Consider the following 9731-nt stretch of genomic DNA (forward strand, 5'->3'; position numbering starts at 1 on the left):
GTCAGGCAGGGACACGGGCCGGGCTGAGTTGCGCGATCAGCGCACGCAGCCGTTCGGGGTCGTGCCCGCCGGTGGTCGGCAGTCCGGCGACCAGGGCGACCTGGTGGATGCCGTCGGACTCGGTGTCGGGCTCGGGAGCGGTCGGCCGCCATCCGGGCTCCCCGATCGGGTTGGGGGTCAGCGCGCACTCGAGGCCGCGTCGCAGGTCCGGCAGCAGGTCCTCCCAGCGGCCGGTGCCTGCGGGCATGCGGGGCGTTGGCCCGTCGGCCGCACGCCACAGCTCGACTCCGTCATCGTCGCGGACGGCGAGCAGCCGCAGCTCGTCCTGGCCGTGCAGGTAGTCGCTGGTGTCGACCAGCAGTAGCGCCGCGCCGGGCAGTGCGGCGCGCAGTCTGCGCTGGGTGCGGGTGGTGTGCAGGCGAGCCAGATGCGCCCGGGCTGTTTCGGTCACCAAGGCGGTGGCGGAAAGCACGGCTTGGTCGTGGCTGTCGAAGGGATCGGTGGCGGTCACGTGGTCCTTCTTCCAAGGGGCCGGTGATGGCCTGGGGTGGGCCGGCCGGCGGGCTGTAACCCGCCGGCCGGTGATGCGAGGGAGTGGAGATCAGGCGGCCAGGGCGGGCTCGTCGTACTCCAGCGGCGGGTAGCCCAGGGATTCGGCGACGCGGCCGACCAGCCACTCGGCCGCCGGCGGGGTGACGGCGTTGCCCAGCTGCCTGATGCGCTCGCGACGATTGCCCTCCAGGCGGTAGCCGTCGGCGAACGCCATCGCGGCGCGGATTTCGTCGGGCTCCAACATGCGGAACGTGCAGTCGGCGATGGCGGGCGGCAGGTCGCCTCGATCCTCGACGTCACCGGTGGAGGAGGTTTCGAACCGGGCGAAGTCGAGGGGGCCGGGCTCCCAGCCGACCAGCGACTGGTGGCCGGTGGTGGTGATGGTGCGCAAGGGCTCGGTGGCCGGAGTGCACATCATGCCGTCGCGGGCGCCGCGCGTACCGTTGTTGCGCATCACCATGAGCCGCTGGACCTCGGGCATGATCGCCAGGCCGAACCGCTCGGTGGCGGTGACCGTGCGCAGCGGCCGGTCGACCCGGTCGGCCTTGGCCTCGCTGCCGTAGTAGGCGGTGATCAACGCCTGCTGCGTGGCGGTGACCGGGCCGTCGGGCATCGCGGGAAGCCCGAGCAGGCCCTCGGTCTCGCGGGTGGTCCGTGTGCGCATCGGCTCGGTGACCGGGGTGGTGTCCTCGTTCCACCCGCCTCCGGCGGGCACCAGCTGCGCCACGCCGTAGCGGAGCAGACCCGCACGGATGCGGTTGAGCGTCGCCGGCTGAAGCGGCCTGTCGCGGTCGCCGATGCGCTGGCCGGGGCGGGACAGGTCGATCGCGGAGATCGCCGGTTCGGCGAACGGGGTGACCTCGGCGTGTCGGCAACCGGAGTTGGGGCAGCGGTAGACGTACTGGGCGCGGTAGCGGCCCCAGCGCTTCGCGGGCCAGGTCTTGCCCGGCTGCTTGAACACCTGCATCGCACGCACCACGGTGTCGCACCGCGCACAGTAGGCGGCGGGACGCAATTCCAGGTCGGGAGCCGCGTTGCCCTCTTTCGTGAAGACGACATAAATACGGTCGCGCGACTGCGGTGCCCGCCGCGTGTTGACGACGGGAAAGTGCATGGAGCTGGCGTAGAGAACGTGATGGCGGTAGCCGAGGCATGTCATTGCCTGCAGCCATGCGGGCCACATCCTCCACGCGACCGCGTCCACGACGTTTTCCACGACAATGGCCTCGTAGTCGTGCACCTCCGCGAAACGCGCGACGTCCCACATCGTGGCGCGCGAGCGCTCGGCGGCGTCGGGGGACAGCGTCTCGCCGAACAGGTCGGGCTGGGCGTTGTCGCGTTTGATGCCTTTGGCCTGGCTGTGGTTCGTGCACTCGGGGCTGACCCAGAGCAGGTCTGTGCGGCGGAAGAACCGGGGGTTGATCTGTGAGAGGTTGACCACCGAGTGGTCGGCGTGCGGGAAGTTGGCCTGGTGCCTGAGAACGGCCACCTCCCAGTGATTGGCGGCGTGGTCCAACTGGACCGACGGAACCGCCTCCGCACCCTGGGAACTTCCGCCCGCACCACAGAAAAGGTCAGTGATGGTGAGCATGGGTATCCTCGCTTGAATGTCTCCAGGTGGTGCCGGATTCGGGGCGTCACCCCCGTTTTCGGCACTGGAAACATTACAGCGAGAGCGTGCAGGGAATTCACAGAAAAGCGGCGGTCGGAACCGGTCGTGTCGAGGCGGGAATCAGTCCTCGGAGACTTCGATCGGCAGGGCGGCGAAGTCGGCGCGCGTGGGCAGTCTGCCCACTTCGACCACCAGTTGGTTCCACGCGGCCACCGCGGGGCCGTAGGGGCCGGTGAAGGTGAGCGTGACCCTCATCCTCGGCCGACGCAGGAAGGCTCGGGCGGTGGTGATCCCCACGTCGCTGAGGCGCGCCAGCTCGGCGGCCGAGGGCACCTCGCCGGCGGCCAGGGCCGCGGTGAGGTGGGCGCGCATCCGCTGCCGAGGCAGCGGCCGGGTGCCGTCACCGCGTGGTCTCCCGGCGCCCGCGCCCTTGCCGGGGAAGACCAGCTGGTCCAGCGTCGACCGGTGCCAGTGCTTCACACCGCACGGTCGGGCGTCGGGTGCGGGGAACCACGCGCTGCCTTCGGCCGCGCGGAACGCCACGATGGTCTTGCCGAGGCGGTCGGCGGCTTCGCGTTCGGTGAGCAGGTCGAGCGGGTGGTCCTCGACGGGCAGGTCGGGCACCGTCAGGCCCTGGACGTAGGCGGTGACCTGCGCGTGGTCGTAGAGCCGGGTCCGCGGTGGCGAGTCCGGGTGCAGGTTGACCGGCGCGGGGAAGTCCGGTTCCCGCCACGGCGCGGGCCGCCGTCGTTTGCCGGTGAACGCCGCGAGCGTGACCCCGCAGGCGCGGGCGACCCCTCTGCGGTCGACCACGCTGCGTCCGTACCGGATCATCCCCGCCTCCTCGAGGTCGTCAGGGCCGTGCGGTGGCACCCGCCGCCGAGAGCCGGTCCGCCGGCCGAACCGGCCCGGTCGACGTGCGGGCGCAGCGCATCGGAAGGTGCGGTCGGGCGCGATGCCCGGATCGTGCCCTGGGTGTCATGCGGTCGCTACGTGCACGCGGGCGGGCCGCACCGGCAGGCGGTGGTCGATCAGCGCCTGGTGGACCGTTTCGTCGACTTCGGCCACGACGACGCCGACCAGGGTGAGGGTGGCGCGCACTCGCAGCATGCGGGTTCGACCGCTGCCGTCGAGCTCGTCGATCCGTTCGACGGAGTGGGTGTGGCGACGGACGCCGAGGGGCTTGAGGATCGCGCCCAGAGGCAGGATCCCCTCGTCGAGGGCATCACCGGCGCTTTTCGGCAGGCGCTGCTTGGCGATGGTGGAGGCCACCTCGGCGAGCACCAGCGTCCGGCCCCGAGCGGTCAACTGCAGGACGCTGTTGCGGCGCCGCACCCAGGCAGACGGGTCCATACCCAACGCCGTCGCGTAGGAGTGGTCCAGCGTCGACAGTCGTACGCGGCCTTGCTCCAGCAGCCGGTACTCGGCTGGAGTCCGCACCCACCTGCTGATGACGTCGGTGAAGTTGTCGCTGTCCCGGATCCAGGCGGTCAGCGTGCGCAGGGCCTCGTCGAGGTCGCCTCGTGAAGCGGTGTCGAGCCGATGTGTGATCATGATCAACGGGTCCTCTCGAACTTGACGGCGCGGTTTCCTCGAACCGCGCGGAGCCGGGCCCGGTGATCGACCCGGTGCGGTTCCTCGTTCGTTCCCGGTGCCGCACGCGACGCATGCCTCGGCAGCCGGTTCACCGAACCGGTCGGCGATGAGCGGATACCGCATTCCCGAGGCGCGCCCGGTCGTCGACGAGGACCGGGCTCGCGAGGGCCGGCCGGCACAGCGGCACGGCGGCCTCGACCGGAGCAACGAAAACCGTCGGACCGCTGCAGTACGGTGATCCCGTTCGCGGTGATGGACTGGCGAAGGGAGTGCTCGGTGATGTCGGCCAAGGACCAGGCATACGCCGTCGCGTGGCACGAGGCCGTGGCCGCACGCCGGCACCTGTCGACCGGTGGCGTCCTGGCTGCGTACTCGGGTGCGCTCCCACCCGGAGTCACGCTTCCCGAGCAGGGTGAGCACCCGCTCGGCGTGTTCTCCGCTGCGGACCTCAACCACTACGCGCGTCACACCGCGGAGCAGGTCGAGCACCACGGCGGTGGATCGACGATGGTGGTCGGTCCGCCGTCGGTCGTCGCCGGATTCGTGATCGGCTCGGTCGTGCGGAACGCCGCCGCGCGCCGTCGCGCCCACCGCCAGGCGGCGCCGCAGTGGCGGCCGGCGCCGCTGCTGTGGACCGCGGTGACCAGCCGCAGGCTGTGGTGCCAGAGCGCCGGATCCGATCAGCCCCGATGGTTCAACTTCGACATGATCACCGGTGTCTGGCTGGAGAGAGACCTGCTCACCGTGCGGTTCCGGCAGGGCGCGCCGTTGCAATTGGGAGGACCCAGGGCACCGTGGCTCGCGGCGGTCGTTGCCGCTACAGCCTCGGCCCAGCGGCGGTGCACACCCTGCACGAGCTGGACAGCGCCGCACTGGCGGGCTGAAGGACCACGGGTTACGGCATGGGACGGAGCGCAAGCGCCGCACCCGAAGCGCGGCCTCGCTCGACCAGGTCGAGCGACTTTGACATTGCCTGTCGCCCCGCCCCATGCCACCTGAAGACATCCACGAGGAGCAGGACCGCCGAAGCAGGTCACCGGCCATCGCGAACGCCCGTGCCCCCGATGGTAATGCCCGGCAGGTGGCCACGGCACCGGGCCCCCTGGCAACCTGCGGCCGCCGCGGCGATCCGGGTCGGGCGTCGGCCGGCGGGCGGCTCGCACCGTGTTCCTCGCGAGGGCAGAGCCGATCCGCGGACCGGATCTCGTCCGTAGTCCCGTCCACTCCGTAGGTGTCGGACGTGGGCGGTTCATCGCAGCAGCACCGCCGATCCGGCGGGCACCTCGTGCAGGGCTTCGCGCACGGCCTCGGGGGTGGCCACGCACCCGGTGCCGTCCAATGCGCCGAGCCCGGACGTCGCAGGCAGGCCGGGCACCGCCACGCCGCCGAGCGGGCCCGCGCACAGCCGGGCGGGGTCCACCGCGAACGGCCACAGCAACCGCAGGAACCACGGGGCGCCCAGGACGCGGTCGCCGATCGCGACGAACGTGCGCCCGACCACCCGGCCCGCCACGGCGGTCGTGGCGGGCCGGGTGGTCGTGTCGCCGTCGGGGTGCGCGCCGTCGGCGCGCGCCAGTTCGGCCAGGACGGTGACCGCGCCGGTGGCGGTGTCGATCTCCACCCGGCGATCGGACTCGACCAGGTGCACCGACCCGGTCAAGTGCACCCAGCCGGCTCCGGCGACACCGCCGGTCGTGGGCCGGACGGGCAGCAACACCTGTGCCCACCCCGGTCGCCGGTCGACCACCGGCACCCAGGTCGGCGCCAGCAGCTGGAACTCCGGCAGCCGCGCGACCGCCGGGCCGCCGGGTTCGGCGTAGACCGGGATCGGGTCGGCGGGGTGCAGCATGGTGGTGCCGGGTTCCGCGCCCGGGTCCGGGTCCGCGGGGACGTCGAGCGTCGACCCGACCAGTGCCACAGGCAGCGCGTCCCACTCCTGCGCAGCCGGTGTACGGGGCGCGACGGCGGCCGGGTCCTCCTGCGCCGGGGTCGGCGTGGGGGAGGCGGTCGCGGTGATCGTGACGGTCGTCGAACTCGTCGACGTCGGCCGCGCCCGCTCGGCCGATGCCCCCGCGTCCTGGTCGCGCAGCACCATCGCCGCGAGCGCCACCAGCGCCACGGCCCCGAGTGCCTGGGCGGCGCGGCGGCGACGATGTCGACCCGTGACCGGGTGCCGCCATCCGGCCACCGCCATCCGCAGCCAGCTCATGCGGGGTAGCCGCCGGGTTTGCTCCAACGGCGACTCCTCCGCGGGCGGGCCCTGGTCGCCGAGGCTGTCCGGCTCGGCGTGGGAGCCGGCGACGGTCACCTCTCCGGACAAGGACTGCACCCGGACCACCTGGTCGCGTCCGCCGTTCATGGCGTGGCGGCGGCGACGGCGTCGCCGACGGTCTTGGCGATCTGGCAGGTGTCGATGGTGCTGAACCGGCCGTTGGTGATGCTGATGCCGGCCACGCCGTCGGCCAGGGAGACGATCGCGGTGCACTGGGGTTCGTTGGTGGACCTGTTGGTACCGGGCTTGAGAAGCCCGGCCTTGCCGTTGAACGTCTCGGCCCGCGCGTTGGGGTGGTCTGCGGGGTTCGCGCTCATCCCGTCGGTCGGCCTCGCCCAGGCGATCATCGTCAGGAACGTCGCGCCGAGCCCGGCCTTCTCACCGGGCTTGAGCTCCGCCGTGGCGCTGTTGTCGTAGCGGCAGGCCGTGGCGAAGATGTCGCCGTCCTTCGGGGCGCGCAGGCGCGGGGTGATCGCCGGCTGCGGCCGCACCTCCGCTGGGAACGCGTCCCAGCCCACCTTGCAGGGGTCGAAGGGGGCGGCGACGCTGGCCGCGTCCACCCGCGGGTCCAGGTCGCCCAGCACGATGCGTGCGGTGCCGTTGTCCCCGCCGGTCGGCTTCGTCCCCGACGTGGCCGCCGTGCCCGGCGGGGAGGACGAGGAGGGTGCGGTGCTCGCGGTCGCGATGCCGGTGAGCGACGCGGTCGCCGCGGTGAGTGCGGCGAGCACGGCCGCGGTCCGTGTCAGCCTGGCGATGGTGGTCATGTTCGGTCCCCCTGGGACTTCGCGATCACTGTTACGGGAAAAGGGTTTTGAGCACGTCGCCGATCAACGCGTCGCGGATGTCGAGGCGGCCGCGGTCGATCGGTGTGCTGTCGGCCTTGCCGCGCGGTTGACGCACCAGTAGTTGGATCTGCAGCACGCCTTTGCCGTCCGGGTTGCCGGTGGGCGCGATGGTGAGGTCCTCGGTGTCGGTGCCCTTGCCGTCGGTCTCGTGGCCCGCCGAGGCGCGCATGGCCGGAGCGCCGGCGACGGTCAGTTCGGTGACCATCGAGGCCAGTTGCGGGTCGCCTTTGAACCGGCTCAGGTACTCCGACAGGGCGTTGGCTGGATTGATGCCGATCCGCACTGCCAGCTCGCCGTCGCCCGACCACATCGAGCAGGTGTTGCCGTTCTCGACGAAGCGGTAGTGCCCCGGCTTGAGGTAGGTGTCCAGGGCCTGTTCGGACAGTGCCGAGCACACCATCTGCGCCGTGGCCGCGGGGTCCTCGCCGGCCGAGGCGAGCAGCGCGTCCCCGGTGACCGGTGTCGTGGAGGTCCATTCCTGGCACGTCTCGGGTTTGGCGCTGCGCTCGCACGCGGCCCCGGCGGAGGCCTTCGCACTGGCGGACGTGCCGGAGTCGCCGGTGCCGCCGGTGGGGTTGGCGTGCCCGGCGACGGTGGTGGTGCATCCCGACACCAGCGCGGCCACCGCCAGCACCAGGACGCCGATCACGCGCTTCACCGCGATCCCACCTTCGCCATGACCTTCCGCGCGGCGGCTTGCGCCCGGTCGCAGTCGGGGGCCTCCACGCGGATCAACTGCAACGCCGGGAAGGCGTCCTCGGACTGCTGATCCACAGCCACCGCGGTGTCGGGATCCCACACGACGTAGGTGATGCAGCCGGTGCTCCGCTCGTTGACCACCCCGCGGAACCGATCGATCATGATCTCCCGCGCGGTCTGGATGCCGGCCTTGACCAGCGAGGCGGGGTCCTCGTCCATCACGAACTCGACCGAGGTGTCGGTGCGGGTCTTCTGCGGCGGCGCGTTCGGATCCACCGCCGGGGTGACCGAGCAGCCGAACACGCCACTGGGACGCAGCTCCGAGCCGGGACCGGCGGTCTCCAGCACTGCGGCGGCGGCGGTGCACGGGTCCATCGACGCCAGGTCGAGCGTCGGGCTGGTGACACCGCTGCCGCGCTTGGGCGGGTCGTTCCAGATCGGGGCCAGCTTCGCGGCGTACTCGCGCACCACGTCGCACGGCTTCTTCGTCGCGCCGGTGAACGTGCTGGTGCGAAGTTCGACGGCGTGGGTGTCGTCCAAAGGCTTCGACAGCGAGCAGCCCCGGTCGGTCTCGCGGGTGAACACCTGCATGCCGCCGACGGTCTCCGGGGCGGCCTCGCTGCGAGCGGCGGACTCGAAGAGGGCGCCGACCTCCAAGTCGAACGTCCAGGTCGACTCCAGCTCCGACTTGTGCATCTCCAGCGTGCACAGGTGCAGGCCGTCCTGATCGGGCAGGATCTTGTCGCCCTTGTCGCCGGTGACCTGCTTGGCGGCCTCGACGTCGTGCATGCCGCACGCGTCGATCGCCCGGAACGCGGCGAACGCCGTCGCGGTCCCCCGGTACTTCTCGGGGATGGCCTGTTCGATCTGTGGCACGTCCTGCGCCCCGGTGGCGTCCGCGCTCGGCGTGGTGTCGCCGCCTCCGCCGGTGCACGCCGCAAGCAGCGCCGCCACCCCCAGCATCAGCACGGCCGATAGCCGTCGTTTCATGATGTGAATCCCCCCGTGGACCATGTCGGTGTGGCGGCCGCGCCGCCCAGCACAGGTGCGGACGGCGCGGCCGCGGAAGGTCGGCCCCGCCGGACCGGCCGATCTCGGTGAACAGCCGAAGTGGTGTGTGCTGCGCGCCGGACGCCCCCGACGACGGCGGTGCGCTACCCGTGACTGCGGCGAACGCCCTGTTCGGGCAGGGTCAACAGCCGCGGCCGTTGTAGTAGGCGTAGGTGATGAGCCCGCCCTGCAACTGCGGGTGGGTCGACAGGGTCGTCACGCCGTGCCCCACGCAGATGGTCCGCGTGGCACCGACGCCCCACCAGAATTCGACGTTGACCTGGATCCGGCCGTAACCGCAGTGGTTGTAGTAGGAGTTGCGGTTGGGCGCGGACCACCCGCAGGCGTAGTCCATGGTCGTGACGCCGCCGGGCTTGACGCTCCCGGGCTGTGCGCCGACCGGATCGGAGGTGCCCGGGGTCGGGATACCGGGTGCCTGCTGCATCTGTGAGCCGGAGGTGGCGGCCTGGAGATGGGCGGTCCGGCCGGTGTCGGTCGGCTGGTAGGGGCCGCCCAGGGCGATCTGCGCCGAGGCGCTTCCCGCCAGCAGTGTGACGCTCAGGCCGACGGCCAGCGCCAGGACGCCGACCAATCGGGTGATGACAGTACGCATGGGCTCGCTTTCCGTTGCGTGATAAGGGATGCCGTGCCGCCCTCCTCCGCCGTCGGGCAGGGGTGGGCTCGGGAAGGCGGCACGGCGCACCGGCGGTCCCTTGTGGACCGTCGGTGGGCTTGTTGCCAGGGCTTGAGAGGAACGCCGCGTAGGGCGTGCCGACGCCGCTGACATGTCCGACCGGGACCGCTCAGTGGCGACTGCGGTGTGGCGCCGAACCCGGCCAGGCAGGAGTCCTCGCAGTCGGGACCGTCACGCGCCGTACGGGATCGTCAACGGCCCCGACCTCGGCCCCGACGGGCGTGACGTCGGTGATCGCGGGCTTGCCGTTGAGTTCGACGATCGCCGCCGCCGCTCTGAGGTTCCCCCGATAACCCGAGGCGGTTGTTACCTGGCTGCGGTCGGTGATGCCGGGATGGTAGTCGGTTCGGCCTGGGCGGCGCGCCAGGCGGCTTCGTACTCGTCGGGGCTGAGCCAGCCGAGGTCCTTCTG

Annotated in this window: 10 protein-coding genes; 1 reads left to right on the plus strand and 9 read right to left on the minus strand. The window is 71.8% G+C overall.

Annotated elements, in window-relative coordinates; all coding sequences use genetic code 11:
• Nucleotide 1 precedes the first annotated feature (1 nt).
• From A6A25_RS11805 to A6A25_RS11820, 4 genes are all read right to left on the minus strand, one after another.
• Nucleotides 2–511, minus strand: a complete 510-nt coding sequence (locus A6A25_RS11805) for a hypothetical protein (RefSeq protein WP_073888446.1) — start codon at nt 509–511, stop codon at nt 2–4.
• Nucleotides 512–601: 90 nt separating this feature from the next.
• Nucleotides 602–2143 (minus strand): DNA cytosine methyltransferase, encoded by a 1542-nt coding sequence (locus A6A25_RS11810; protein WP_073888448.1) that lies wholly within the window; start codon nt 2141–2143, stop codon nt 602–604.
• Between the two features lie 141 nt (nt 2144–2284).
• Nucleotides 2285–2998 (minus strand): hypothetical protein, encoded by a 714-nt coding sequence (locus tag A6A25_RS11815; RefSeq protein ID WP_073888450.1) that lies wholly within the window; start codon nt 2996–2998, stop codon nt 2285–2287.
• Between the two features lie 144 nt (nt 2999–3142).
• Nucleotides 3143–3718, minus strand: a complete 576-nt coding sequence (locus tag A6A25_RS11820; protein ID WP_073888452.1) for a hypothetical protein — start codon at nt 3716–3718, stop codon at nt 3143–3145.
• A gap of 276 nt (nt 3719–3994) precedes the next feature.
• Here A6A25_RS11820 and A6A25_RS11825 point away from each other — a divergent pair, with 276 nt between their 5' ends.
• A complete protein-coding gene (locus A6A25_RS11825) occupies nt 3995–4759 on the plus strand; it encodes a hypothetical protein (RefSeq protein WP_073888454.1) in 765 nt (254 codons plus the stop codon).
• Between the two features lie 250 nt (nt 4760–5009).
• Here A6A25_RS11825 and A6A25_RS11830 read toward each other — a convergent pair whose 3' ends face one another.
• The 5 genes from A6A25_RS11830 to A6A25_RS11850 all read right to left on the minus strand — a co-directional run bounded on the left by A6A25_RS11830 (nt 5010) and on the right by A6A25_RS11850 (nt 9239).
• Nucleotides 5010–6089 (minus strand): hypothetical protein, encoded by a 1080-nt coding sequence (locus A6A25_RS11830; RefSeq protein ID WP_143193106.1) that lies wholly within the window; start codon nt 6087–6089, stop codon nt 5010–5012.
• Nucleotides 6090–6115: 26 nt separating this feature from the next.
• Nucleotides 6116–6796, minus strand: a complete 681-nt coding sequence (locus A6A25_RS11835) for a hypothetical protein (RefSeq protein ID WP_073888458.1) — start codon at nt 6794–6796, stop codon at nt 6116–6118.
• Between the two features lie 31 nt (nt 6797–6827).
• Nucleotides 6828–7502 (minus strand): hypothetical protein, encoded by a 675-nt coding sequence (locus A6A25_RS11840; RefSeq protein ID WP_143193107.1) that lies wholly within the window; start codon nt 7500–7502, stop codon nt 6828–6830.
• Between the two features lie 29 nt (nt 7503–7531).
• Nucleotides 7532–8566 (minus strand): hypothetical protein, encoded by a 1035-nt coding sequence (locus A6A25_RS11845; RefSeq protein WP_143193108.1) that lies wholly within the window; start codon nt 8564–8566, stop codon nt 7532–7534.
• A gap of 202 nt (nt 8567–8768) precedes the next feature.
• Nucleotides 8769–9239: a DUF6355 family natural product biosynthesis protein gene (locus tag A6A25_RS11850; RefSeq protein ID WP_143193109.1), complete on the minus strand. Its 471-nt coding sequence runs from the start codon at nt 9237–9239 to the stop codon at nt 8769–8771.
• Between the last annotated feature and the right edge of the window lie 492 nt (nt 9240–9731).

It is taken from the genome of Saccharothrix sp. CB00851, assembly GCF_001905065.1.
Taxonomy (GTDB): domain Bacteria; phylum Actinomycetota; class Actinomycetes; order Mycobacteriales; family Pseudonocardiaceae; genus Actinosynnema.